This is a genomic window from Ensifer sp. NPDC090286 (assembly GCF_044769565.1).
Classification (GTDB): domain Bacteria; phylum Pseudomonadota; class Alphaproteobacteria; order Rhizobiales; family Rhizobiaceae; genus Ensifer.
In genome coordinates, this window is sequence record NZ_JBIVYF010000002.1 from 676583 (window position 1) to 700454 (window position 23872).

General features: G+C 63.4%; 21 protein-coding genes. 2 read left to right on the top strand and 19 right to left on the bottom strand.

From position 1 onward, the window contains the following. Positions 1-126 precede the first annotated feature (126 nt). Complete coding sequence (locus tag ACIQUG_RS13315; protein ID WP_402322133.1) at positions 127-1347, top strand: MFS transporter; 1221 nt, start codon at positions 127-129, stop codon at positions 1345-1347. Position 1348: 1 nt separating this feature from the next. Here ACIQUG_RS13315 and ACIQUG_RS13320 read toward each other — a convergent pair whose 3' ends face one another. The 14 genes from ACIQUG_RS13320 to ACIQUG_RS13385 all read right to left on the bottom strand — a co-directional run bounded on the left by ACIQUG_RS13320 (position 1349) and on the right by ACIQUG_RS13385 (position 16768). Continuing rightward, the gene (locus ACIQUG_RS13320) at positions 1349-1987 is read right to left on the bottom strand and encodes a hypothetical protein (RefSeq protein ID WP_043613450.1); all 639 of its coding nucleotides are present in this window, start codon (positions 1985-1987) and stop codon (positions 1349-1351) included. A gap of 266 nt (positions 1988-2253) precedes the next feature. Beyond that, the gene (gene hutU / locus ACIQUG_RS13325) at positions 2254-3927 is read right to left on the bottom strand and encodes a urocanate hydratase (protein WP_402323030.1); all 1674 of its coding nucleotides are present in this window, start codon (positions 3925-3927) and stop codon (positions 2254-2256) included. Positions 3928-3929: 2 nt separating this feature from the next. After that, positions 3930-4748, bottom strand: coding sequence for an N-formylglutamate deformylase (hutG, locus tag ACIQUG_RS13330; protein ID WP_402322138.1), 819 nt, complete (start codon positions 4746-4748; stop codon positions 3930-3932). Between the two features lies 1 nt (position 4749). Beyond that, the gene (gene hutH, locus ACIQUG_RS13335; protein ID WP_402322140.1) at positions 4750-6285 is read right to left on the bottom strand and encodes a histidine ammonia-lyase; all 1536 of its coding nucleotides are present in this window, start codon (positions 6283-6285) and stop codon (positions 4750-4752) included. Then, entirely contained in the window at positions 6282-7526 is a 1245-nt protein-coding gene (hutI, locus tag ACIQUG_RS13340; protein WP_402322143.1) for an imidazolonepropionase, read from the bottom strand. The genes hutH and hutI overlap by 4 nt, the downstream gene beginning before the upstream one ends. Positions 7527-7824: 298 nt before the next feature. Continuing rightward, positions 7825-8409, bottom strand: coding sequence for a phosphonate metabolism protein/1,5-bisphosphokinase (PRPP-forming) PhnN (phnN, locus tag ACIQUG_RS13345; RefSeq protein ID WP_043613441.1), 585 nt, complete (start codon positions 8407-8409; stop codon positions 7825-7827). After that, a complete protein-coding gene (locus ACIQUG_RS13350) occupies positions 8406-9545 on the bottom strand; it encodes an alpha-D-ribose 1-methylphosphonate 5-triphosphate diphosphatase (protein ID WP_402322146.1) in 1140 nt (379 codons plus the stop codon). Before ACIQUG_RS13350 ends, phnN begins: the two co-directional genes overlap by 4 nt. A 1-nt stretch (position 9546) precedes the next feature. Beyond that, complete coding sequence (locus tag ACIQUG_RS13355) at positions 9547-10254, bottom strand: DUF1045 domain-containing protein (RefSeq protein WP_402322149.1); 708 nt, start codon at positions 10252-10254, stop codon at positions 9547-9549. A 127-nt stretch (positions 10255-10381) separates the two neighbouring features. Next, positions 10382-11899, bottom strand: a complete 1518-nt coding sequence (gene phnE / locus ACIQUG_RS13360; RefSeq protein WP_402322151.1) for a phosphonate ABC transporter, permease protein PhnE — start codon at positions 11897-11899, stop codon at positions 10382-10384. A 9-nt stretch (positions 11900-11908) separates the two neighbouring features. Further along, positions 11909-12871 carry a phosphonate ABC transporter, permease protein PhnE gene (gene phnE / locus ACIQUG_RS13365; protein WP_060518329.1) on the bottom strand — a complete coding sequence of 321 codons (963 nt, stop codon included), beginning with the start codon at positions 12869-12871 and terminating at the stop codon, positions 11909-11911. Between the two features lie 169 nt (positions 12872-13040). Further along, on the bottom strand, positions 13041-13946 hold the full coding sequence (gene phnD, locus ACIQUG_RS13370) for a phosphonate ABC transporter substrate-binding protein (protein ID WP_043613432.1): 906 nt from the start codon (positions 13944-13946) through the stop codon (positions 13041-13043). An 84-nt stretch (positions 13947-14030) separates the two neighbouring features. After that, positions 14031-14873, bottom strand: coding sequence for a phosphonate ABC transporter ATP-binding protein (phnC, locus tag ACIQUG_RS13375; protein WP_113293619.1), 843 nt, complete (start codon positions 14871-14873; stop codon positions 14031-14033). Positions 14874-15112: 239 nt separating this feature from the next. Further along, complete coding sequence (locus ACIQUG_RS13380; protein WP_402322157.1) at positions 15113-15496, bottom strand: YciI family protein; 384 nt, start codon at positions 15494-15496, stop codon at positions 15113-15115. A gap of 111 nt (positions 15497-15607) precedes the next feature. Continuing rightward, complete coding sequence (locus tag ACIQUG_RS13385; RefSeq protein ID WP_402322159.1) at positions 15608-16768, bottom strand: glycosyltransferase family 2 protein; 1161 nt, start codon at positions 16766-16768, stop codon at positions 15608-15610. A gap of 212 nt (positions 16769-16980) precedes the next feature. Here ACIQUG_RS13385 and ACIQUG_RS13390 point away from each other — a divergent pair, with 212 nt between their 5' ends. Then, the gene (locus ACIQUG_RS13390; RefSeq protein ID WP_402322162.1) at positions 16981-18501 is read left to right on the top strand and encodes a lipopolysaccharide biosynthesis protein; all 1521 of its coding nucleotides are present in this window, start codon (positions 16981-16983) and stop codon (positions 18499-18501) included. A gap of 12 nt (positions 18502-18513) precedes the next feature. Here the strand turns inward: ACIQUG_RS13390 and ACIQUG_RS13395 are convergent, their stop codons facing one another. From ACIQUG_RS13395 to ACIQUG_RS13415, 5 genes are all read right to left on the bottom strand, one after another. Then, the gene (locus ACIQUG_RS13395) at positions 18514-19548 is read right to left on the bottom strand and encodes a sugar-transfer associated ATP-grasp domain-containing protein (RefSeq protein WP_402322165.1); all 1035 of its coding nucleotides are present in this window, start codon (positions 19546-19548) and stop codon (positions 18514-18516) included. Beyond that, positions 19548-20585, bottom strand: a complete 1038-nt coding sequence (locus ACIQUG_RS13400; protein WP_402322168.1) for a sugar-transfer associated ATP-grasp domain-containing protein — start codon at positions 20583-20585, stop codon at positions 19548-19550. Before ACIQUG_RS13400 ends, ACIQUG_RS13395 begins: the two co-directional genes overlap by 1 nt. Continuing rightward, the gene (locus ACIQUG_RS13405) at positions 20585-21544 is read right to left on the bottom strand and encodes an ATP-grasp fold amidoligase family protein (protein WP_402322171.1); all 960 of its coding nucleotides are present in this window, start codon (positions 21542-21544) and stop codon (positions 20585-20587) included. The genes ACIQUG_RS13400 and ACIQUG_RS13405 overlap by 1 nt, the downstream gene beginning before the upstream one ends. A 145-nt stretch (positions 21545-21689) precedes the next feature. Then, the gene (locus ACIQUG_RS13410) at positions 21690-22817 is read right to left on the bottom strand and encodes an NAD(P)/FAD-dependent oxidoreductase (protein WP_402322174.1); all 1128 of its coding nucleotides are present in this window, start codon (positions 22815-22817) and stop codon (positions 21690-21692) included. Between the two features lie 95 nt (positions 22818-22912). After that, a complete protein-coding gene (locus ACIQUG_RS13415) occupies positions 22913-23863 on the bottom strand; it encodes a LysR family transcriptional regulator (RefSeq protein ID WP_402322177.1) in 951 nt (316 codons plus the stop codon). Positions 23864-23872: the final 9 nt, after the last annotated feature.

Here is a 23872-nt window from a genome sequence, read left to right on the forward strand (position 1 = left end):
CGCGCGTCGTTCGACCCGCAAGAAGCGCTGAAACACCTTGGCCTTCCGCATAACACCGTCCTTAAATCGATCACAATTTAAGCGATTGTGCGATATCCTCCACCCGCTTCGCGGATACATTCTAGAATGACCTCCACCATTCTCAGCGCCATGCGCAACCCGGCCATGCGGATCAGCATGCTGGCAATCTTCCTGTTCGGGTTTGCCGGTGCGGCCACCTCGCCCTATCAGTCCGTCGTCGGTATCAACGAGCTCGGGCTCAGCGACGCTGTCTATTCGCTGCTGATCCTGCTTGCCTCGACGGTGAACGTCATCGTCAGCGTTTCGATCGGCATTCTGGCCGATCGCGTCGGCAACTATCGGCTTCTGATGTCGACGGCGATCTTTTTCGGCGTTGTCGGCTACGGCATCGTCTATGTGCTCCCGCACCAGATGAGCTTCGTCGTCAGCGTCCTCTTGCTGCTGCCGATCTACGGCGCGGTCTATACGCTGCTTTTCGCCAATGTGCGCAGTATTGCCCGACGGATGAACGGCCATGACGCTGCGTCGCTGACGACGGGCGCCCGCGCGGCCATATCCGTGTCCTGGGTTCTGGTTCCCGGATTGGTCGGCTTTGCGCTCGCCGGCGGCGACAGCATGTTGCCGGCCTATCTGCTCGCCTGCCTCGGCTGCCTCGCCAACCTGCTGATCGTCTATTTCAAGCTGCCCAACGAAAGCGGGGCTGACGCATCGCTCGGCAAGCGGCTTTCGTACTGGACGTCTTTTCGGGAGATCCTGGCGCCGCGGATTTTCCTGCGCGTGATCGCGGTTGCGATCATCACCTCGTCGCTGCACGTCAACGCCGCCGTGCTGCCCCTGATCATGACCGACGAGATTGGCGGCAGCGTCACCGATATCGGCATCATCGTCGGTATCGTCGCCTTCCTCGAAGTCGTGTTCATCTTCGTCTGGGCGCGCATCCAGCTGAGCCTCGTGCCATTCAAGGCGCTGGCGCTCGGGACCGCGATCTATATCGGCTACATGGTGCTGCTCGGCTTCTCGACCGCGACCTGGCAAATCTACGCGCTCACGCTGATCAGCGCCTTTGGCGCCGCCGCGTTGATTACCATCCCGATCAGCTACCTCCAGGACCTGATTGCCGACCGACCGGGATTGGGAAGCTCGCTGCTTGCGGTGAACCTTTTCCTGAGCGGCGGTCTTTGTGCTGGGCTTTTTGCACTCGGCACGCGGATCAGCGATTACTCGGGCACGGCCCTGCTTGGCGGTGCCGGGGGCCTTGCCGGGCTGGTGCTGCTGCTCGCGCTCGACGGCGATAAATCAGGGAAGAAAACAGGCCGGCGTTCGTGAGTCAGTCCCAGGGCTCGTCGACAAAAGTGCAGGTGAACTTTGTCTGGTTGTCCTGGAGACATCTCTTCTTCTGATCGGCGAGGATCATGATCCTTGCGAAGAAGCGCGAAAAGTCGGCCTTGCTGGAGGTAAAGGTGGCGATCCCCAGAGCGTGCGCCTGGGCCTGCGCCACGCAGGTCGCCAATTCCTGGTCGGGGACATCGCTGTTTGCAACGATGACGGCTCGGTCAAACCGTCCTTCCGCAGAATAGTTCACGGCGGAAGCGCAGTTCGGTACGCCAGTTGCCGCAGTATCGTTCAGTAGGCGCTCGTAATAGGCGTCGAAGCCGAAGTCTTCAATTTTGCTGACGTCGACCCGCCCATTCTTGACGACGTCCTTTCTGAAGATCACGCCGATGGTGTTTCTTCCAAGGCCCGGTTGAGCCTTGGTCTCAAGTCCGGCGGCCATGGCGATCATTTGAATTGTCGAGAAGACCACGTCCCTCTTCTTGGTCTCCCCTTGGCTCATGCCGACGCCGATAAACTCCGGGAAGGCGGTAAAATGCCGTTCGCCGTTGCGAACAGGGCCGAAGAAACTCACGGTCTGAGCGAGCGCGGACGAGGCAACAAAGACGCTCGCAAGAAGCCCGGTGGCAAACATCAGATGTCTAATGGTTCTTCTCCTGTTCGTGCCTAACGCATCAAGCCTTCTCGTCAAAGCCAGCGCGCGCGTGAGCGAACGGAGACGTCCTGCAACGCGTCGCGGGCAATGCGATGGCATCTCGATTTTTCTAGCATTGCTATCAACGGCTGCAAGCCGCCGGAGTCAGGAAGACGCACTCCTGACGCCGGTCTCATCAAAAAGTGATAGGGGCGCCTTTCGGCTCCCCTATCTGTAGGTCCTTGATTATGTCGGTCGGAAGCGGCTCAGTTGCCGAGAATGCCCGGCAGGCGCAGGCCTTTTTCCTTGGCGCAATCGAGCGCGATCTCGTAGCCCGCATCAGCATGGCGCATGACGCCGGTTGCCGGGTCGTTCCAGAGTACGCGCTCAAGCCGCCTGGCCGCATCATCCGTACCATCGGCGCAGATGACGACGCCCGAATGCTGCGAGAAACCCATGCCGACGCCGCCGCCGTGGTGCAGCGACACCCAGGTGGCGCCCGATGCGGTGTTGAGCAGAGCGTTCAGAAGCGGCCAGTCGGAAACGGCGTCCGAGCCGTCCTTCATCGCTTCCGTCTCGCGGTTCGGCGAGGCGACCGAGCCGGAATCGAGATGGTCACGGCCGATGACAACAGGCGCCTTCAGCTCGCCGTTCCTGACCATTTCGTTGAAGGCGAGGCCGAGGCGGTGGCGATCACCGAGGCCAACCCAGCAGATACGCGCCGGCAGGCCCTGGAAGGCGATGCGCTCGCGCGCCATGTCCAGCCAGTTGTGCAGGTGCTTGTTGTCGGGCAGCAGTTCCTTGACCTTGGCGTCGGTCTTGTAGATGTCTTCCGGATCGCCCGACAGAGCCGCCCAGCGGAACGGGCCGACGCCGCGGCAAAACAGCGGACGGATATAGGCCGGCACGAAACCCGGGAAGGCGAAGGCGTTTTCGAGGCCCTCTTCCTTGGCGACCTGCCGGATGTTGTTGCCATAGTCGAAGGTCGGGATGCCCATGTCCTGGAACGCGATCATCGCTTCGACATGCTCGCGCATCGAGGCGCGCGCTGCCTTTTCGACCGCCTTCGGGTCGCTTTCGCGCTTGGCCTTCCATTCGGCCATCGTCCAGCCCTTCGGCAGGTAGCCGTTGACCGGGTCGTGCGCCGACGTCTGGTCGGTGACCATGTCCGGGCGGATGCCGCGACGGACCATCTCCGGCAGGATCTCGGCGGTGTTTCCGAGCAGACCGACGGATTTCGCTTCGCCGTTCTTCGTCCAGCGGGCAATGATCTCCATCGCCTCGTCCAGCGTCTCGGCCTTCTCATCGAGATAACGGGTGCGCAGGCGGAAATCGATCGAGTCCGGATTGCACTCGACGGCAAGACACGATGCGCCGGCCATGACGGCGGCGAGCGGCTGGGCGCCGCCCATGCCGCCGAGGCCGCCGGTCAGCACCCACTTGCCCTTGAGATTGCCGCCGTAGTGCTGACGGCCGGCTTCCACGAAGGTTTCGTAGGTCCCCTGCACGATGCCTTGGGTGCCGATATAGATCCACGAGCCGGCGGTCATCTGGCCGTACATGGCGAGACCTTTCTTATCCAGCTCGTTGAAATGGTCCCAGTTCGCCCAGTGCGGTACGAGGTTGGAGTTGGCGATGAGAACGCGGGGCGCATCCTTGTGGGTGCGGAACACGCCGACCGGCTTGCCGGACTGCACCATCAGGGTCTCGTCGTCGTTGAGGTCCTTCAGCGTCTCGACGATCTTGTCGAAGTCGGCCCAGGTGCGCGCCGCGCGACCGATGCCGCCATAGACGACCAGCTCGTGCGGGTTTTCCGCGACGTTCGGGTCCAGATTGTTCATCAGCATGCGCAGCGGCGCTTCGGTCAGCCAGCTCTTGGCGTTGAGCGTGGTGCCCTGAGGGGCGCGCACGTCGCGAATGTTGTGGCGCGGATTGTTGATGGTCATGCCTCGCTCCCTGTCAGTGTCTTGAGGTCAAATGCTGTTGTTTCGATGCGGTTCAGGATCGCTCCCAGCGGCTTTCGCAAAAGGGCAGATCGTGCAGCGTCGAGCGCGAAAGGCGGCTCTTCGGCGGCGAGATGGGTCGATTGCGCGAGCTCCATCTGGATCGCGTGCACGCCGGTTTCCGGGCGGCCATAGTGGCGGGTGGTCCAGCCGCCCTTGAAGCGGCCATTGAGAATGCTGCTGTAACCTTCGGCACCGGCGGCGATTTCGGCCGTCGCCTTCTCGATTTCGGGCGCGCAGGTCTTGCCCATGTCGGTGCCGATGTTGAGATCCGGCAGCTTGCCTTCGAACAGGAACGGGATGTGCGAGCGGATCGAGTGGCAGTCATAAAGCACGACCACGCCATGGATTGCCTTCACCCGCTCGATCTCGGCGGCAAGGGCCGCGTGATAGGGCGCATGGAACGCCTGGAGACGCTCGGCGATATCGGCTTCGGTCGGCGCTTCTCCATCCTTCCAGATCGACTTGCCGTCGAAATCCGTTTCCGGGATCAGCCCGGTCGTGTTCTGACCGGGGTAGAGGCTGACGCCTTCGGGATCGCGGTTGGCGTCGATTACGTAACGGTGGAAGGTGGCGCGAACGACGGTCACCTCGGGCAGCAGGCCATCATAAAGCCGATGGATATGCCAATCGGTATCGGCGAGGATACGGCCGTTGTCGTTCAGCCGATCCCAGACCGCCGCCGGCACGTCGGTGCCAGTATGCGGAAAGCCGAGGATGACCGGCGAGTTGCCTCTCTTGACTTCGACGACAGCCATCTCAAGCCTCCAGGCTTGGCAGGATGCCGGCGGAGACGGCGGCGTTTAGTCGGCCCGAGGCGATGAGGTCGCCGGCGGCCTTGAGGTCGTTGGCCATGTAGCGATCCTCTTCGATCGTCGGCGAGACGGCGCGAAGGGCGGCGGCGGCCTTCTGCAATTCGGGGCTGGTGGCGAGCGGGGCGCGGAATTCGACGCCCTGGACGGCGGTCAGTGCTTCGATGCCGACGATCGAGAACAGGTTTTCGGTCATCTGCAGCAGGCGGCGCGCGCCGTGGCAGGCCATGGAAACGTGGTCTTCCTGGTTGGCCGACGTCGGCGTCGAGTCGACCGAGGCCGGATGCGAGAGTTGCTTGTTCTCGGACATCAGGGCCGCCGAGGTGACCTCGGCGATCATCAGACCGGAGTTCAGGCCCGGCTTCTTGGCGAGGAAGGCGGGCAGGCCGTAGGAAAGGGCAGGGTCGACGAGCAGCGCGATGCGGCGCTGCGAGATCGCGCCGATCTCGCAGACGGCAAGGGCGATCTGGTCGGCCGCAAAGGCGACCGGCTCGGCATGGAAATTGCCACCGGAAACAACGGAATTGTCCGAAAGAACCAGCGGGTTGTCGGTGACGGCGTTGGCTTCGGTTTCAAGCACGCGGGCGACTGAGCGCAGGAGATCGAGGCAGGCGCCATCGACCTGCGGCTGGCAGCGGATGCAGTAGGGATCCTGCACCCGCTCGTCGCCCTCTATGTGGCTTTCGCGGATGGCCGAGCCGGCAAGCAGCGCCCGCAGGGCGGCGGCGGTATCGATCTGGCCGCGATGGCCGCGCAGCGTATGGATATCCGGGTGGAAGGGCGCGGACGAACCCATGGCCGCATCGGTCGACATGGCGCCGGTGACGAGTGCCGCCTGTGCGGCACGGTGGGCGCGGAAGAGGCCGGCGAGCGCGAGCGCCGTCGAGGTCTGGGTGCCGTTGATCAGCGCCAGGCCTTCCTTGGCGGCAAGCACCACCGGCTTGAGGCCGGCAGCGGTCAGCGCTTCGGCGCCGGACAGGCGGCGGCCTTCGAAGTAAGCTTCGCCGTGGCCCATCATGACTGCGGCCATGTGGGCGAGTGGCGCGAGGTCGCCGGAGGCGCCGACGGAACCCTTTTCGGGGATAACGGGGATGACGCCCTTTTCGAGCATGGCTTCGATCAGCCGCACCAGTTCGAGGCGGACGCCGGAGGCGCCGCGGCCAAGCGAGACGAGCTTCAGCGACAGGATCAGGCGAACGACGTTTTCGGCCAACGGCTCACCGACGCCGCAGCAATGCGACAGGATCAGGTTGCGCTGAAGCGTCGCGACATCGGCGCTGTCGATCTTGATCGAGGCGAGTTTGCCGAAGCCGGTGTTGATGCCGTAGACCGGGGCGTTGCCGGCGACGATTTCGGCAATGCGGCGCGCGGCCTTGTCGATGCCGGCATCAAAAGACGGATCGAGGCGGGCCGGCTCGCCGGTCCAGTAGATGGTTTCGAGGTCGCGGAGGGGCACGGAGCCCGGGTGTAGAGTGATGGTCATTGACCGGTCCTTTGCCCTCTAAAGATGCGTTCATGAAGCGGATTGAAGCCGATGCGGTAGACGAGCTCGGCCGGATCCTCGATGTTCCAGATTGCCAGATCGGCGGACTTGCCGACTTCGACCGTGCCGGTTTCGGCCAGCAGGCCAAGCGCGCGGGCGGCTTCGCGCGTTGCACCGGCAAGGCATTCGGCCACCGTCAGCCGGAAGAACGTCGCCGACATGTTCATGGTGAGAAGCAGCGAGGTCAGCGGAGAGGTACCGGGATTGCAGTCGGTGGCGATCGCGATCCGCGCGCCGGCATCACGCAAGGCCTGGACCGGCGGCAGGCGCTCTTCGCGCAGCGCATAGAAGGCGCCGGGCAAGAGCACGGCGACCGTGCCTGACTTCGCAAGAGCTGCAGCGCCTTCTGCGTCGAGATATTCGAGGTGGTCGGCCGAGAGCGCGCCGTAAGAGGCCGCGAGCTTTGCGCCACCAAGGTTGGAGAGCTGTTCTGCGTGCAGCTTGACCGGCAGGCCTAGTGTCTTGGCGCGGTCGAAGACGCGGGCGATCTCGGTGGTCGAAAAGGCAATGCCCTCGCAGAAACCGTCGACCGCATCGACAAGGCGTTCGGAATGCGCTGCGTCGAGGCCGGGCAGCACGACCTCGGTGATGTAGTCGCCGTTGCGGCCCTTGTAGTCCGCAGGCGTTGCGTGTGCGGCGAGATAGCTCGTGACAACGCGCACCGGCCGCAGCGTTTCGAGTTTGCGGGCGGCGCGCAGCATGTTGAGTTCGGCCGTGACGTTGAGGCCGTAGCCGGATTTGATTTCGACGGTCGAGACGCCTTCGGCAAGAAGTGTGTCGAGGCGCGGCAGGGCGCTTTCGACAAGCTGGTCGACGGTCAGTGCATTGGTTGCCTTGACCGAGGAAACGATGCCGCCGCCGGCGCGGGCAATTTCTTCATAGGTGGCGCCTTCGAGGCGCATCTGGAATTCGCGGGCGCGGTTGCCGCCGTGCACGAGATGGGTGTGGCAGTCGATGAGGGCGGGCGTCATGACGCGGCCCTGGCAGTCCGTCGTTTCGAGTCTGCGTGCGAGTTCGGCGGGCAGCCCGTTCTCCGGCCCGGCATAGGCGATCCGCCCATCGACTACCGCCACGGCCGCATTCTCGACGAGGCCAAGACCGTCAACGGATTCGCCAAGCGTCACGAGGCGCACATTGCGCCAAATGCCGGATGCTGGCTTGCGGGTCGAGAATTCGTTCATCAGGTCGCCTCCACTGGATATAATGTATATACATATTAGTTTGCTCCACAAGGGGAAATTTATGGAGCCTGCGGAAAAGGAAAGGGCGCTCGGCCGAGCGAAGCGGAGCGGGAGCTTTGAGAAAATGGCCGTAGAACTCTGATTTCTCTGGAATTTCTTCTCGCGGGTTCGTCATCACGGCAGGTAAAAAGAAAAGGCTCCGAACCCTGAGGTTCGGAGCCTTCGCCTGTCCTTGGAATGGAGATCGCGATGCGTGCCCGCGACTCGCAAGCCTGCCGGGCCGCGAACGTGGTTCACGCTAAACCGCGTGATCCGCCTTTGCGCGCAGCCGTTCGACCACCTCGACGAAGCGGTTTCCGGCAATGTCGAGGCGCCCGCTGTTGTCGATGACGCTGACATCGGGGCCTGAGGTGACGTCAGGCGCCTGGCGGCTAAGGCGTCGCAAAACTTCCTCTTCACTCTCGCGACCGCGCTCGGCAAGCCGTTTTGCAAGCACCGGCGTCTCGGCTGTGACAACGACGACGGCGATCTCGCCGAAGGCTTCGCGGAACGCCGGCAGGGCACCGCGGCTGCCATTGACGATCGCCGTCATGCCGTCCCTGACATTCCTGAGCACGACGGCGGGGATGCCGTATTTCAGCCCATGCGCATCCCAGAAGACGGCGAAGGCGCCGTCCTTCTGCATCTCGACGAACTCGTCTTCCGAGACGCTTTCATGCACTTCACTGCCGGCATCCGACGGACGGGTGATGACGCGGCGGACGAAATGCACGTCGTGACAATCGGCAAAGTGCCGAGCGGCGAAGCCCATGACGCTGTCCTTGCCGGCGCCGCTCGGTCCGACGACGACGACGAGCGCGCCGCCCTTTTCGGTCGCGCTCATGCGACACGCCGTCCTTCGCGCCAGACGGAGCGCACGACCGGGATGCCTTCCTTGCGGTGCACGCGGGCGATATCGGCGCGAAGGCCAACCGCGATGCGACCGCGGTCATCGAGACCGACGGTGCGCGCCGGCGTCGACGTCACCATGGCGATTGCCTTCGGCAGGTCGACGGCATCGAGTTCGTCGGAGAGCACGAAGGGGGCGTGGATCAGGCTGAACGGCACATAGTCCGACGACAGCACGTCGAGCACGCCGCGCTCGGCGAGATCGCGGGCGGCGATGTTGCCGGAGTGTGACTTGCCGCGCACGATGTTCGGCGCGCCCATCAACACGCTGAGACCCGCGCGGTGCGACGCCTCGGCGGCCTCGAAGCTCGTCGGGAACTCCGCAAGCTTGATACCGAAGCCGATCGATTCCTCGACGTGGTCGACGGTGGCGTCGTCATGGCTGGCGATGGTGATGCCGCGGGCCGCACAGGCCTCGGCGAGCGCGGTGCGGTGCGGACCGGCATATTTGGCCGACAATGCCTGCTGCCGCTCGACGAAGCGCGCGAATTCCTCGTCCGAGTAGCCGCGCTTGGCTTTGTAGTAGAGCGTGTACTGGTCCATCGTCTGGAACTGCCGCTGACCCGGCGCATGGTCCATCAGCGAGACCAGCTTGACCTGCGGGTCGTTCTGGAAGTCCTCGTAGTGATCGAGCACGTCGGAGGTCGAGACCTCGCAGCGCAGGTGGATCAGGTGATCGGCGCGCAGGCGCCCCTCTTCCTTGGCCTGTGCCAGCGCGTCGGCCATGCTGCGCATCTCGCCCTTCTGGAAGCCGCCGTCCTCGTCGGAGCCAAGACGCAGGCAGTCGAAGACCGTGGTGATACCGGAGGTGACCACCTGGGCATCATGGGCCTGGATCGCCGCGATCTTCAGCCAGCGCACGCCGGGGCGCGGCGAGTAATGGGCTTCGAGGTGGTCGGTGTGCAGTTCGATGAGGCCGGGGATCAGATAGTCGCCTTCGAAGTCCTCGCCGCTGGCAACCGTGCCCGCGGAGATATCGGCAATCTTGCCGTCGCGGATCAGCACCGAACCATCGAGGATGCTATCCTCGAGGACGATGCGGGCGTTGGTCAAAACCTGTTCTTTGCTCATCTCATGCGATCTTTCGTTGGGTGTCGCTGCCGAGCGGCAGCAGGGAGCGGACAGTAAAGGGTGCGCCGCGCTCCGGTTCGACGAAGAGCGCGACTGACGTAACGTGAAGTGGCTTGCCGATATGCTCGGCAAAGTTGGTTTCGAGCGCGGTACGCATCACGCCGCTGGTTTCCGTGGGTACCGGGCCGGTTAAGGTAAGGTGGAACTGGAACTCTTCGAAAACATAGGGATAGCCCCATTCTCTGAGGTAGCGCCTCTGGCGCTCCGGCAGGCTGTTTGGCTTTCGGCGGGCAAAGTCGGCGTCCGACAGCGGCGCGCGGAACGGGTCGAAGCGGTGAACGGCGTCTTCCGCCAAATCTTGCAGGTCGGCGCAAGGCGCGGACGGCACGAGGGCGAAGAACGGGCCCAACTGGTGCAGCACGATCTCGGGGATCTCGAACGGGTCGAGGTCGGCGGCAAAGCACTCGAAAATACTGAGAAGCTCGTCTTCGTCCCGGCCTTCGGCAAGTTCGAAAGGCGCCTTCAGCGTGCCGTGAAAACCGTAGCGCCGCGGGTCGGCCGTCAGTGCGCGTTGCGTTTCTTCATCAATCCCGGTGATCGTCGGAAGCGTGAGGTCTTCGCCGGTAAAGGCATCGCGCCCAAGCCAACGGGACGCGACCTGCGACAGCCGGCTGTCCGCCGGCGGCGCGAAATAGATGGCATAACGCACGGTCTTCACTTTCTTGTAGCGACCGGTCCGCCAGGGCGGCGGGTCGATTGTTTGCGGGATGCGATGCGCAGCTAACCGATTTCCATGACAACATCATGATGGCGGACACGCAAATGCTTGGCTGTCGTCAATGTGCCTTGCTGCCCATCAGGCGCGAACGGCACGCGTTCGAGATGCTGTCGAAAATAAAGACAACCAGCAAGATCAGAAGCACCATATAGGCGACATTTTCCCAATCGGAATTGGTACGCATCGCTTCCCAGAGTTTGAGCCCGATGCCGCCGGCGCCGACGGCGCCGATGATCGTTGCTGAACGGGTGTTCGATTCCCAGAAATAAAGCGCCTGGCTGGCAAAGACCGGCAACACCTGCGGAAGCACGCCGAAGCGTTGCACCGCAAGCGGCGTCGCCCCGACCGACTTCACCCCCTCGCGCTGCTTGTCATCGATGTTTTCCAGCGCTTCGGAATAGAGTTTTCCGAGCGTACCGGTGTCGGTGAAGAAGATCGCCGAGATGCCGGCAAGCGGTCCGGGGCCGAAGGCGCGGGTGAAGAACAGTGCCCAGATGAACATGTCCACCGATCGCAGGAAGTCGAAGAAGCGCTTGACCACCTGGTTGGTCAGGAAACTCGGGGTGATGTTGCGGGCGGCCAGGAAGCAGAGCGGGAAGGCGATCAGCGATGCAAAGAGCGTGCCGACGAAGGCCATGACGACGGTCTGCAGCAACTTCGTCCAGACATCCAGATGCTGCCACTCGGCGTTATAGAGGATGTTGTTCCAGGCAAGCGACAGGTTGGAACGGGCCGGATCGATGCGCTCGCCTGATGTGACGAGCGAGGCGACCTCGCCATAGCTTTTGCCGAAGAAGGGCGAGTTGGTGTCGAAAAGGAAGTTCGCCCAGCCGAAGAAGCGGTTTCGGACGGAAACCTCGTCGCCTTCGACTTCCGCCCAGCCGGTGGCGCCGAACGCAAGCACGATCTTTTCGCCGGGCCGCTTCTGTGTCGCCCAGGCGGGCAATACGCCCTGTGGCCGCACCGTGTCGGCGCCGTCGACGGCCATGACAAGCGTGTCGCCGCCATGGGTCGCTTTTACGAGGCCATCGGCGATCTCGATTCTGGTCGAACGGTTGTAGGTGACGACGACGCGCGTCAGGACTTCTTCTGTCCGTGTTTCGACACGGGTCTGCGTTTCGGCAGCGGCCGTGCCGCCGAGCGCGGAACCGGGGGCCATGAAGCTGAAGGACGAGCTAGCCTTCGGCTTGACCGCCTGCGTGGCGGCGGCCGGTATTTCGACCTGGCGCGTTACCGTCTGCCTGTCGAGTTCCACCCAATCCGGATTGGGATTGGGTCCGAGCGGCGAATTGCGCTGATAGTTGAGGCGCATCGTCCGGTCGGGGGCGACGTGGATTTCCGGGCGCACCTCATAGGAAACCCAGTCGGCGAGGTAGGTGCCGGCGATGCCCCAGTTGGCATTGCCGAGCACGTGGCCGATCGAGAAGAACCACCAGCTGAAGATGAGGTAGACGACGACGCCACCGGCGATGGCTGCGGTGCGCACACGCCTGGAGGTCGAGGATTTGAGGAGTTCCGGATGGCGGCTCGCAATCGCGTCCATTTCCATCGGGTTCAATCGTGTAGTCGTGGTCATGGTGCGCACCTACTGGGCAAGCTGGAAGGCCTGCTCGCCAACGAGGCGGCGGCGAAGCCAGGCGGAAAACTGGTCGACGGCGAAAATGGTCGCAAACAGCAGGAGGACGATTGCAAGGGTCTTGGCCTGGTGTCCCTGGCCGATCGAAAGGCGGAGAAGCTCGCCGATACCGCCGCCGCCGACGGCGCCGATGATCGTCGAGGCGCGTACGTTGATCTCGAGGCGCAGCAGGAAGTAGCTGGTGAAGTTGGGCAGAACCTGCGGCACCATGCCGAACCAGACGCGCTCGATCCAGTTGCCGCCGGCAGCCCGCAGGCCCTCGTCCGGCTTCATGTCGGCGTTTTCAACCACTTCATAGAAGAGCTTGCCGAGCGCGCCGATCGTGTGGATCGAGACGGCGGCGATCGCCGGAATGGGGCCGAGCGACAGGATCGCAAGGAAGAAGCCGGCAATCACCACCTCCGGAAAGGCGCGAAGAACTTCCATGATGCGGCGAACGATGCCGCGGATCCACGGATTGGGCATCAGGTTGCGCGCGGCAAGGAAGCAGAGCACGAAGCCGAAGGCCGTGCCGATCACCGTCGAGAAGATCGCAATGTTCACGGTCTCCAGCATCTTGTGCACGTATTCGGGGATGTAGAAGCTCTCGGTCAGGTACAGCCGGCCCTCGGGGTAGTTGTACTTGAAGCTGCCGTCGTCATAGGGCGAGGGCAGGTCGAACATGGCGCGGAAAATCTCCAGCCCGTCGCGCGGCGCGAGATCGCCGACGAAATCGAAGAAATGCGGCAAACGGTCGAAGAACTTGCCGGCATTGGAATCGTTGGCGAACCAGAGCGAACCCGACAGCGCCAGGAGGAGAACGCCGAAGCCGAGCCAGGAGTAGAGCCGGCGGCGGGAACTGAGTTCCTGCCAGTGACGCTCGATGACGGCGCCGTTGTCGCTCAGGTGTCGCGGGAGCAGGGAAGTTGCCATGACCGTTCCGGCTTTCGCCGGCCTCTAGAGCATTTCCAGGAAATTTGCGAAGCGGCTTTCCGCCCCGGAAATGCGTGAAAACAATGCGACGGAGGATGCGAAAGCACCCCTTCAAACAGTGAAACGCTGGCCGTTTGGGCGGCCAGCGTTCCCGAGTGGTGCGGGTCTATCAGCCGCCGATCGTCGCCTTGCGGGCGTCGATGATCGGCTTGTAGAAGTCGGCGTTGACTTCGGTGAAGCCGGTGAAGTCGCCGCCCTGGATGGCCGAGAAGCAAGCTGCGTCGGTCTTCGGCAGGTCGAGCATGAACTGCTTGAACTTGGCCTTCATGTCGTCGTTCATCGTGGAGCGCACGACGATCGGGCCGTTCGGGATCAGCGGCGACTTCCAGAGCTCGACCAGGTCGTTCATGTCGAGGATGCCCTTGTCGACCATCTTCTTCAGGTTGCCCGAGGTGTAGCCGTCCTTGAATTCGCCGACGCCCGAACCGAAGGTCGTGCCGGCATCGAAGGTGCCCTTGACGACTTCGAGAACGAGGTTTTCGTGACCACCGCCGAAGCCGGTTTCACCGAAGAATTCCTTGACCGGCGCGCCGATCGATTCCGGCAGCGTGACGAGCGGGACGAGGTAGCCCGAAGTCGAGTCCGGATCAGCGAAACCGAGCTTCTTGCCCTTCAGGTCTTCGAGCTTGGTGATGCCGCTATCCTTGCGGGCAACCATGATGGAGTGGTAGCCGGTCGAGCCGTCGGTCTGGACGGTCGTCAGGATCGGCTCGACGGCGTCGGCCTTGGCGAGATAGATCTTGGCAAAGCCGGAAGCGCCGAGTTCGGCGTAGTCGAGCGTGCCGCCAAGCAGGCCCTGGATGACGCCGTCATAGTCGGCGGCCGGGAACAGCGAAACCTTTTCGACGCCGATGGCAGCCGGCAGCTTGTCGACGATGCACTGGAAATTGCGCAGGCGGTCGGCTTCGTTTTCGCCGCCGATGATGCCGACGCGGAATTCCTTGAGGTCTTCAGCCTGGGCGTGGCCGACGAGGGCGAGGAGCGCGACGGCGCCCAGAAGAGCTTTCTTCAGCATAAGGTTCTCCCGTGTCCGGCTTGGCCGGATCCTATTGGGTTTCAAAGAGGTGCCCTTGACGCGGGCTTTCGATCGTGGCGGGCGTCAGATGCCGGCCAGTGCCAGCGGCTTGAGGCCGGCCGATGCCGTTTCTTCCTGCGGTACTGCCGCCGGAATGTTGATGCTGGTGGAGGTCATCGATTCCTCGATGCCCGTGTCGGCGCCGTAGATCTCGGCAACGGCTGCCGCCGTCAGATCCTTGGGCTGGCCGTCGAAGACGACGCGGCCGTGCGCCATGCCGATGATGCGTTCGCAATAGTTGCGGGCGGTGTCGAGCGTGTGCAGGTTGGTGATGACGGTGATGCCGTCGCGCTCGTTTATGTCGCGCAGCGCATCCATGACGATCTTGGCGTTGAGCGGATCGAGCGAGGCGATCGGCTCATCGGCAAGCAGAACCTTCGGTTGCTGCATCAGCGCGCGGGCGATCGCGACGCGCTGCTGCTGGCCGCCCGAGAGTGTGCCGGCCGGCTGCAGCGCGGTCTGCTCGATGCCGAGACGCTCGAGCGCGCCGATCGCCATGATCCGTTCTTCGCGGGTGAACATGTTGAGGATGCTCAGGACTGTCGAGCGGTGGTTGAGGCGACCGAGCAGCACGTTGGTGAGCACGTCGAGGCGCGGCACCAGGTTGAACTGCTGGAAGATCATTGCGCAGTCGCGCTGCCAGGTGCGAAGCGCAGCACCGCGAAGCGACGAGACTTCCGTGCCGTCGAAGACGATCGCGCCGGAAGACAGGTCGACGAGGCGGTTGATCATGCGCAGGAGCGTCGACTTGCCGGCGCCGGAACGGCCGATCACGCCGACCATCTGGCCTTGCGGGATGTCGAAGGTAACCGAACTCACGGCTGTCTTCTTGCCGAACTGGCGGGTTACATTCTTCAACTGAAACATGTCTAGCAGGTCCTCTCCAGGGGAGACCGGTCATCGGTATGACCCTGCCATATCGCCGCTTCATGAAGCCGGAATGTCAGTTTGTTGTAAGTTCTGTTACAGTTCACAGCCCCGCATGTTTGGTTGACCAAATTTGATTGCCGGCGCGCAGGCGCCTGCACCCCATCAACTTTCAGGGGGAGTTCGCATCAACATCGAGCGAATACCTGCGGTCGGCGGCGCAGGACCGGTGAGGGGCGCTAGTTCTGCGGACCGGGGTCCAGCGTGGCGCCGGGAATGTAGAGCGCAATCGGCCGGATTTCGTAGATCGCGCTCGGATTGGAGCGGCGCAATTCGCGTGCGGCGTCAACGGCAGCGTCGATGGCCGGGAAGTCGACGACATAGAGGCCGAGCAATTGCTCCTTGGTTTCGGCGAAGGGGCCATCGGTGACGATGCCTTCGCCCTTGCCCCTCAGCGTCACGGCACCTTCGGCGGGTCCGAGCCGGGCGGCCGGGCCAAAGGCCTTCTGCTGGACGAACCGGTCATGAACCTGAAGCAGGTCGGTCATCAGCGCTTCGTCCTCCTCCTCGGTCCAGGATTCGACGACGCCTGCTGTGTGGTAGGCCAAGATTGCGTAATACATGAACCGTCCTCCCGCGTGTATTCCTGTCAGGTTTTGCCGGCCGCATCAACGTCTCGTCGCGCGGACGGCATCACCGGGCGTGCCGCCGGAGAGGGGCGCCTGTTCATCCGATCAGCCCCAGGCCACCGCCGCCCAGCGATAGGCCTGCCGGGCGATCCGCGAACTGCGGGTGAGCTCGCCGCGGGTCGCCGCATCGCGGGCCCTCCAGACGAGGCCGCGCGCGAGCGAGCGGGCAACGTCGCGCCCCGACGGATATCGGCGGCTGAGTGCGCGCAGGCCCTCATCGATCGCCGCGTTGCCGAAGACCTCGTCACAATCGTATTTCGATCCCGTTGCGCGCCGCAGGATGCGCTTCTCCTGACCGGTCAGCGTGCTGTGGCTTTCCTCCATCGCGTGTCCGAAGTCGGTGATCGCCACGTCCCAGCGCTTCTTGCGGGCCATGATGGCGCCGCGTTGGAGAAGGGCGCGGCGTCGCTCTTCGGCGCTCTCGATCCGCCGTGTGGGTAGGTAGTCCGCCAGCGGCAGTGTCTGGTGCAGGCGGTCGAAGATGAGGGCGTCGTTACTGATCCAGTTTTGATTTCGGCGATGTGCCTGGAAGCGGTTTGCCGCCGGTCCTCTGTCGCCGTCGTGTAAACGCTGGTGAAAGATGATGTTGCGGGTCGAGGTCGCCCTGCCGAGAAGCGACAGCCGGATCAGCATGTCATAGTCGACGGATCGGGGCAGCGCTTCGTCGAAAGGACCCGCCGCTTCGTAAAGCCGGCGGCGCACGAGCATGCCCGGCTGATGGACGAAAAAGTCTTCCAGCGTGGCGATCAGGAATTCGTCCGGCGGGCAGTCGGTCCAGTAGCCGGTGTCGAGGAAACGGGCAGGGGTGTCCCGCTCGTGCTGAAAGCGGACGTAGCGCCCATAGGCGATGTCGGCTGACGGATCCGCCTCGAAGACCTCCAGGAGGTCGGCGAGGGCCGTCGGACAGACGATGTCGTCATCGTCGACGATCCAGACGTATTGGCCGGTGCTCTGTTGCAAGCCGGCATTGAGGGCGCGTGCCTTGCCGGCATTTTCCTGGTTGAGGACGCTGATCCTGTCACCGTATCGGGACAGCACATCCATGGTTTCATCAGTCGAACCGTCGACGACGACGATGATCTCGTCATCCCCCGCGATCTGCGGCAGCAGCGCGTCGATTGAAGCCGGCAGAAACTGCGCGCGATTGTAGGTCGGAACGATGATCGACACGCGGGCGCCGTTGCGAGATTCTTTCGACAATTTCATGCTTTATGCTCCTCCTCGATCGCTGCCTCCCCTGCAGCGCATTCGCTCGATGAACCGGGTATCACCCGGAAAACGTGCACAACCATGACGCTTGAAACGTCCACAAAAAGGCGACCTGCCCTCAATTTCGACAACAAGGCAAAATCTATCGTGAGATGGAAAGCAGGCTTGCTTCGGCTAGTTTGCGAGCCGAACGACGGAAGGCAGATCTATTGAGCCGTGCAGTAAAACTGACCGGGCAAGCCATCTGGGCGTCATTGGGCCAACTGGCGCAGGCGTTGCTTGCAACCATCAGCACCATCATCCTGGCACGAACTCTTGGCGCCGAGACCTATGGTGTGTTCGCGCTCGGATTGCTGATCGTCGGCTTCGCCGAGATCTTTGTCGGCGGTCATGCCGCCGACATCGTGGTGCAGAAACCGGATGTCACAGCCGGCCATCGCAATGCCGCCTTCATCGCGCTGAGCGTGATTTCGGTTTTCGCGGCTGTCGTGATTTGGGCGGGCGGGGCCGCTGCGGCGGACTTCTTCGAGGCGCCGCAGTTGCAGGCGCCGCTTCTTGCGATGACGGTTCTGCCCGTTCTCACCGGGCTTGCGAGCGTTCCCAACCAGATCCTCGTGCGACGGCTGCATTTCAATGATCTCGCCCGCATCGGGGCGGTCAGCGGAACCCTGGCCGTTCTTGTTGGCGTGCTCCTGGCCTTCTCGGGCGCCGGCATCTGGAGCCTTGTTATTATGGAGATCGCGCGGCGCGCGATGAACCTCGCGATGCTCCTTCCGGCAGCGCGCTGGCGACCCGGCCTCGGCTTTCAGCGGCAGGAACTCGTCGAAGTCCTGCGTTTTGCATCGCGCCGGGTCGAAAACAACGGACTGACCTACATCTCGCAGAACGCGCTGCCGCGGCTCTTCATCGGCCAATGGCTCGGCACCGAAGCGCTCGGCCTGTTTGCGGTCGCCCGTCGGCTGCTCGACCAGTTGCACAACATTCTGAGCGGTCCCGTTGCGGCAGTCGCCTTTCCCGCCGCCGCGCAGCTGCAGCACGATCGGGAGCGCCTTGCCCGGTTGATCGAGACATCCGTGCGGCTGACGACCTGGGTGTTCTGGCCGGTTGTCCTTGGTGTCGCAATGGTCGCCCCGGTCCTCGTGCCGTTGGCGTTCGGCGACGGATGGGCCGGCGCGATTCCGGTGCTTCAAATCCTTGCGCTTGGAACCCTGCGCGCGCCGGTCTCGAGCTTCAACACGGCGGTGCTGGTCGCGTTCGGCCGCATGGGATCCGTATCCTTCATTTCCGTTCTGTCGATCGTGATGGGCGCGGCCTTCCTCGCAGTCGGCGTCCAATATGGCCTCGTCGGCGTTGCCGCCGCGCTGTCGCTCCGGCAATGGGCGCTCTGGCCGGTCGGCGCGATGCAGGTCTATCGCGTCTCCGGGCTGCATCCCCTCGGCCAGTTGCGCATGCTTTTCATTGCAGCGCTTCCGTCCTTGATCATGGCCGGCTCCGTCTGGTTTGCCAGCGAGACCATTCATGGCTTGCAGCCGGTGCCGTTGCTCTGCTCACTGGTTGCGATTGGCGTGATCGTCTACGGGCTGGCCTGGGCCGCCTTCAATCCGCGGCAGACGATCCTGTTGCTCAAGGCCATGTTCGATGTCGTGCGTGGCGATTGGGCTTCGGCGAAGTCACGCATCCCGCTGATCCTCGGCACGATTGCCGACCCGCAGGCATCGCGCAACGGCTGATCCAATCGCTCTTCAGGCAGCGAAAGCGCGCAGGCGCTTTACCCGGCGCGGGCTGATCGTGCCCTTGGCAGCGAAGAAGTCCCGCGCCTCCTTGCGAAGCAGCATCGGCTCATGGAATTGGATGAGGTTGGGATTGGCAAGCGCGGCATTGCCCTCGATCACGACCGGGCCGGCTTCGGTCGATACCATGTCCCAGCCGACATAGCTCAGACCGGGGATAGCGCGCGTGCATTGCAACGCCAGCGTCTTGATGTCGTTCCAACGTGGGATGACGGTTCCAACGATGGCAGTGCCCGTCTCCGGGTGGCAATCGAAGATCGTCCTTTCAGGACCGCCATTATCGGCGATCGCAGCGGACAGTTGGCCACTCTCGAGATCGACCAGCGCAACGATGCCGCCGGCCTTGAAGTTGTCCGTCGGACGCGAGCGTTGTGTTCCGAAGCGGTGTGCGGCGCCGAGCAGCACCGTCTTCCCGGTCGCCTCGTCATGGCCGACAAGGACCCGGATCGTGTTGACCGCGCGCGGGTAGATGGCGGAAGCGTAGGGATGCTGCTCGACGGCGGCTTCGATCAGATAGCGGCCATGTCGGTCGACCTCATCGATCGATGCTATGCGCTTGACGTCTCGCCCGCCACTGCCGTCGACCGGCTTTGCGATCATCGCGCGGCCGTCGATTTCGGCGCGTGGCAGCGGGCTGCCGTCGGGCCGTCTCGCGACACCATCCTCGACGATCCCGATCAACTCCGGACAGGATGCGGGAAAGGCGCCCGTGCCCGCCCATTGGTGGAACCGCAGCTTGTCGCCGAGAAGGGCCATCGCCTCCGGGCTGTTCAGCCGCGGCAACCGCGCTTCGGCTTCGAGGTCGGTCAGGAACAGGTGCTGGTCGAACTGGTCGAAAGGGTAGAGCCAGGCGCGGTTGGACAGGAACCCGCGGGTCAATAGCCGCAACCTGGGGCGACCGGCATTTCCGCGTCGTTCCAGCGCCCAGAACTGCCGCAGCAAGGAGACGCGGTGCCGGATGGTGCCGACGATCGGGAGCACGGCCATCAGAGCGGCTCACCGTTGGCTCGGGGGATATAACGGGCAAAGATGCGGCGCAGCCGGGGCTCGTCGAGCAGGCGATCATAGAGCTGGAAGAAGCGCAGGCTCGGATGCGCATTGCCCTCGATGACCGTCGGGCCATCAGGCGTCACCGCAATGTCCCAGCCGACATAATGCAGATAGGGAAAGGCGCGGCCGAGATCCTCGACGAGCCGCAGCACCGCCGGCCAATGGGCGATCTCGACATCGGTCATCGCTCCCCGTGTATCCGGATGCACGTCATGATGACGGACGTGATTGTCCTTGCCGATCGAAACGGCGCGCGAAAGCCGCCCCGTTTTCAGGTCCACTTTGGAGACGAGGCCGCCGGCGCTGAAGTTGTCGACCGGCACGGAACGCGCGCTGCCGAAGCGATGGATGGCGGCGGCCGGGACCGGAGTGCCATCGTCGTTGCGCAGCATGAGCAGGCGTATCGTGTTCAAGGCGTCCGGAAAAATAACCTGGGCATAGTCGGCTTGCTGCACGAAGCCGGTGAGAATGGCGTCTTCGCCGCGGTAGCTGTCGACGGCGTCCGGGGTCGTGCCGATCTGCACCGAACGCCCCTTCGATCCGAGCGTCGGCTTGATGACAAAGCGGCCGCGTGCGGCGAGTTCGTCGTGGAAAGCGCTTCGGCTTTCATCGCGCCAATGCCACCTGTCTCCAAAGTAGCAGGCGAAGATCTGCGGCGTCGGCAGTTGAGCCGAGATGAGAAGCTCAGTGAACACGGCCTTGTTGTCCAGCACATAGGCATAGTGGCCGTTTAGGCCATGCAGGCGCTGCTCTCTTTCGCAATTGGTGACGACGCCCCGGACATCACCGCGGATCTGCCGATACCAGTCGGCCTCCTTGGGGTCGAAGCCAGCCAGAATGTCCTGGATGCGCTGCAGCGGCGCCAACTGCCGCTCCTCGTTGGAAGCGCTGTCTGACCAGTAGCGCCGCGCGTGGCTTTTCAGAAAGCGAAGACGGCGTGTGTCGATCGACTGTCGAACCAAAGCTTGCAGCATCAGGCGTGGGCCTCCTCTCCTGGTTCTGCTGTCGGCAATCGCAGCAGATCCCCGAATCGCAGTTCCCACTCATAAGGTTCGAAAACATCCATGCCGCCCTCCGGGAAGAAGGTGATTTCTCCGAACAGAACCCGACCGAAATTCTCGTAGAGATCGACGCGGCTGAACGCGAAGGGTGCAGAGAGTTCCGTCGCGACATCGAGCAGGGTGCGAAGGGACTGGGGTGCGGCGATCGCTTCCCGTTCGCACGGCGCGCCGCGCCGACGCACCGGCAACGGCTGCCAATCTGTGTCGAAGACAGTCTTGGTGCGCACGCCGTCCTTCTCGCGGATGACCATGATGAAATGCGGCCGACCGTGGAAACAGAAGATCTTGAACTCGCGCAGGCCATCGGGACTATCTGCGTGGAGAAACTCTTCGGCAAGCACGCCCGGCCGGATATCCCGATAGACCGGCTCGCGGTGTCGGTACCAATGGTTGAACGCCAGATGGTCGGCGAGCTTGGCTCGGGCCGCACCCCAGTCGAAGGCGTTCCTGTCCAGGCAGATCACCACGCCGCCGAAATCGTGGTTCGTCTTGAGGACAAAGGCATCCTGCCGAATGTTGCGGGGTGTTAGGTCCCTCAGCCGATAGGTTGCAAGGATGGCGGGGATGAGCAGATCTTTTCCGACGCGCTCGGCAACGTAGTCGCGCACCTTGATCTTGTCGGCGCAGATCGTCTGCAAGTCCGTCGCAGGCAGAAGCTTCAGCGCATTGAGCTTTTCGCTCAGTCCCCGCGGCCTGTCGACTTCGAGCACCCGTCCGGTTTTGCCGAGATACTGCGCCTCGATGAAGGCGCGCGTGCTGGTTCGGCGCTCGTCGCGGAAACGGCTGGAGCGGGACCAGCGGTAGAGTTGCGTCAGGAGATCGGGGGCCCGCCGCGCCAGCAACTGGCGGGAATATTCCTTCATGGTGGACATCGCTTATCCGTCACTAAGAAACCTCGATGCCGGCGATCCGCTTGGGTGCGCGGCGAGGCGGAGGTTTCCAGAACGATGTGGCGATACGGTGGCCGGGGCGGAACCTGACCTGCCGACGGGATGCCTGCTGCCAACTCTGCTCGGGCTAGCGTTCCAATCGAGCCGGGTTGAACGTCGCGGCATCGAGGCCGGCCGCTTCGAAGCCCTCGGGCGCTGGTGCACCGACAAGGAGATTTGCGGCGAATGCTCCAAGTGCGGGTGAGGTAAGGATCCCGTAGCCGCCCTGGCCGGCGAGCCAGAAGAAGTCCGGGCGCTCGCGGGCAAAGCCAATGACAGGAAGCTTGTCCGGCGAGAAGCTGCGCATGCCGGCCCAGCTCTTGAAGATACGGCGCACCGGCACGGTCGTTGCCTCCTCGACGTAGTGCGCGGCCCAGGCGACGTCGATCTCCTCCGGCTGGACGTCGGCCGGCTCGCATGGCGTTGCGTCGGCAGGCGAGGAAAGCAGCCGCCCGCCCTCGGGCTTCATGTAAAAGTCTTCGTCGATCTCGTTGATTTCGGGCAGCGTCAGCACGTCGATGCCTTCGGGCAGGTCGACGGTGATCGCCGTGCGGCGATGCGGCACGATGCCGACGGGGGCGACGCCGAACGATTGCGCGACGGGATCGGCCCAGCCGCCGGCGGCATTGACGATCGTCTTGGCGCCAACCTCGCCGGTACTCGTTGCCAGAACCCAGCGGTCGCCGTCCCGGCGCGGCGCCAGCACGTCCGAGCGCTCGATGATCGCGGCACCGTGGCGGCGCGCGCCCCGGACGTAACCCTGCAGCAGGTTCTCGACTTCGATGTCCCAGAACTGCGGATCGTAAAAGGCCGCAGCCACATAGTCACGGCGCAGAACCGGCACGCGTGCGATCGCCTCGTCGACGGTCAGCCGTTCAATGTCGGCGTTGGCACGGCTCTCCGCGGCAAACACCTCTTCGAACCGGGCAAGCTTTTCGGCATTGGCGATCATCACGCCACCGCGCTGCTTGAGCAGCGCGATTTCCGAGAAGCCTTCGGGCGGATTGTCGAAGAAGCCCTTGGAGATCGCGGCGAGCGCACAGACTTCAGGCGCGTTATAGCGAAGCACGAACTCCGCCGCCGAGCGACCGGTGCTGTGATAGCCGAGCCCTTCCTCCCGCTCGATCACCACGACGGAGCGATGCGGCGCCAGGAAATAGGCCAGCGACAGGCCGGCAATTCCACCGCCAATAATCGCCACATCGTAGTCCTGCATGTCCAGCCTCCGTTGGTTGTCGGTCGGACCATAGGCAACGCGACATCCGCGTTCAAATTTATAACTGGAAAGGCGACTATCAATTCTGATGATGGTCAGGCGGCGTCAAGGCAGTGATCCAGCGGCTCCGTGTCCGCCACATGGGCAAGAAATGCGGCTTCTGCCGGATTGAGGATCGCGTTCGGATTGGAGATGCGAAAGACGTCGGTGGTCGGCAGATCGCTATAGGGCGGCAACTGCCAGAGCTGGCCCGCCGCGACAGCAGGCGACGCCAAGTGGTCCGGCAGCATGCCGATGCCGACATTGGAGGCGATCAGTCGCATCACTTCTTCGACATTGCAGGAGACGGCGCGGACCTGCTGACCGAAAGACCCGACCGCGCGCACGGCGGTTACCGAGTTCATGTGCTGGCCGCCGAGAACGTCGGCGATGAAGGCGATGTAGGGATTGCCCCTGAGGTCGTTGAAGTCGACGCCTTCGACCCCGAAAAGCGGGTGGCTTCTGCCGCAATAGAGCGCATAGCGCTCGCGCACGTGAAAGCGCCTGTTCAGCCAGTCGGGAATGTTGCCGTCGCAAAGGCCCATGGTCGCGACATTGCGTTCGACGGCACTCAACACATCCACGGTCGTTGCGACTGTGACCGACAGGGTCACCTTGGGGTGCAGGCGAAAGAAGCTTTCGAGCTTGCGGTCCCAGGCGGGATTGTGGGCGTGGCTGACCGAGTGGATGTTAAGATGGCCGGTAATCTCATCGCCGGCGGTTTCAAGAACGTTCGGCAGACGGATGACGGCTGCGAAGATATCGCGGCACTGGGCATGCAGCCGGGCACCGGCATCCGTCAGGTTGAAACGTCCGGGACGGCGGTCGATGAGCTTCTGGCCGACGGTCTGTTCCAGCCGCTTCAGCGCCATGCTGACGGCCGGCTGTTGGAGGAGCAGCCGGTTGGCCGCTGCCGTGATGCTGCCTTCCTCGACGAGCACGACGAAGGTGCGCAGCAGGTTCCAGTCGAGATTGTGGGCGAAGCGTTCGAGGCGGTCATTGGCCATGGTCGTGGC

What these genes read in the sequence shown, in the direction of transcription:
- ACIQUG_RS13385 (WP_402322159.1), bottom strand. Translation starts at nt 16,768, where the DNA reads ATGAAATTGTCGAAAGAATCTCGCAACGGCGCCCGCGTGTCGATCATC.
- ACIQUG_RS13410 (WP_402322174.1), bottom strand. Translation starts at nt 22,817, where the DNA reads ATGCAGGACTACGATGTGGCGATTATTGGCGGTGGAATTGCCGGCCTG.
- hutI (WP_402322143.1), bottom strand. Translation starts at nt 7,526, where the DNA reads ATGAACGAATTCTCGACCCGCAAGCCAGCATCCGGCATTTGGCGCAAT.
- ACIQUG_RS13380 (WP_402322157.1), bottom strand. Translation starts at nt 15,496, where the DNA reads ATGTATTACGCAATCTTGGCCTACCACACAGCAGGCGTCGTCGAATCC.
- phnE (WP_060518329.1), bottom strand. Translation starts at nt 12,871, where the DNA reads ATGGCAACTTCCCTGCTCCCGCGACACCTGAGCGACAACGGCGCCGTC.
- ACIQUG_RS13315 (WP_402322133.1), top strand. Translation starts at nt 127, where the DNA reads ATGACCTCCACCATTCTCAGCGCCATGCGCAACCCGGCCATGCGGATC.
- ACIQUG_RS13320 (WP_043613450.1), bottom strand. Translation starts at nt 1,987, where the DNA reads ATGTTTGCCACCGGGCTTCTTGCGAGCGTCTTTGTTGCCTCGTCCGCG.
- phnN (WP_043613441.1), bottom strand. Translation starts at nt 8,409, where the DNA reads ATGAGCGCGACCGAAAAGGGCGGCGCGCTCGTCGTCGTCGTCGGACCG.
- ACIQUG_RS13415 (WP_402322177.1), bottom strand. Translation starts at nt 23,863, where the DNA reads ATGGCCAATGACCGCCTCGAACGCTTCGCCCACAATCTCGACTGGAAC.
- ACIQUG_RS13400 (WP_402322168.1), bottom strand. Translation starts at nt 20,585, where the DNA reads ATGCTGCAAGCTTTGGTTCGACAGTCGATCGACACACGCCGTCTTCGC.
- phnC (WP_113293619.1), bottom strand. Translation starts at nt 14,873, where the DNA reads ATGTTTCAGTTGAAGAATGTAACCCGCCAGTTCGGCAAGAAGACAGCC.
- hutH (WP_402322140.1), bottom strand. Translation starts at nt 6,285, where the DNA reads ATGACCATCACTCTACACCCGGGCTCCGTGCCCCTCCGCGACCTCGAA.
- phnE (WP_402322151.1), bottom strand. Translation starts at nt 11,899, where the DNA reads ATGACCACGACTACACGATTGAACCCGATGGAAATGGACGCGATTGCG.
- ACIQUG_RS13405 (WP_402322171.1), bottom strand. Translation starts at nt 21,544, where the DNA reads ATGTCCACCATGAAGGAATATTCCCGCCAGTTGCTGGCGCGGCGGGCC.
- phnD (WP_043613432.1), bottom strand. Translation starts at nt 13,946, where the DNA reads ATGCTGAAGAAAGCTCTTCTGGGCGCCGTCGCGCTCCTCGCCCTCGTC.
- hutG (WP_402322138.1), bottom strand. Translation starts at nt 4,748, where the DNA reads ATGGCTGTCGTCGAAGTCAAGAGAGGCAACTCGCCGGTCATCCTCGGC.
- ACIQUG_RS13350 (WP_402322146.1), bottom strand. Translation starts at nt 9,545, where the DNA reads ATGAGCAAAGAACAGGTTTTGACCAACGCCCGCATCGTCCTCGAGGAT.
- ACIQUG_RS13395 (WP_402322165.1), bottom strand. Translation starts at nt 19,548, where the DNA reads ATGGCCGTGCTCCCGATCGTCGGCACCATCCGGCACCGCGTCTCCTTG.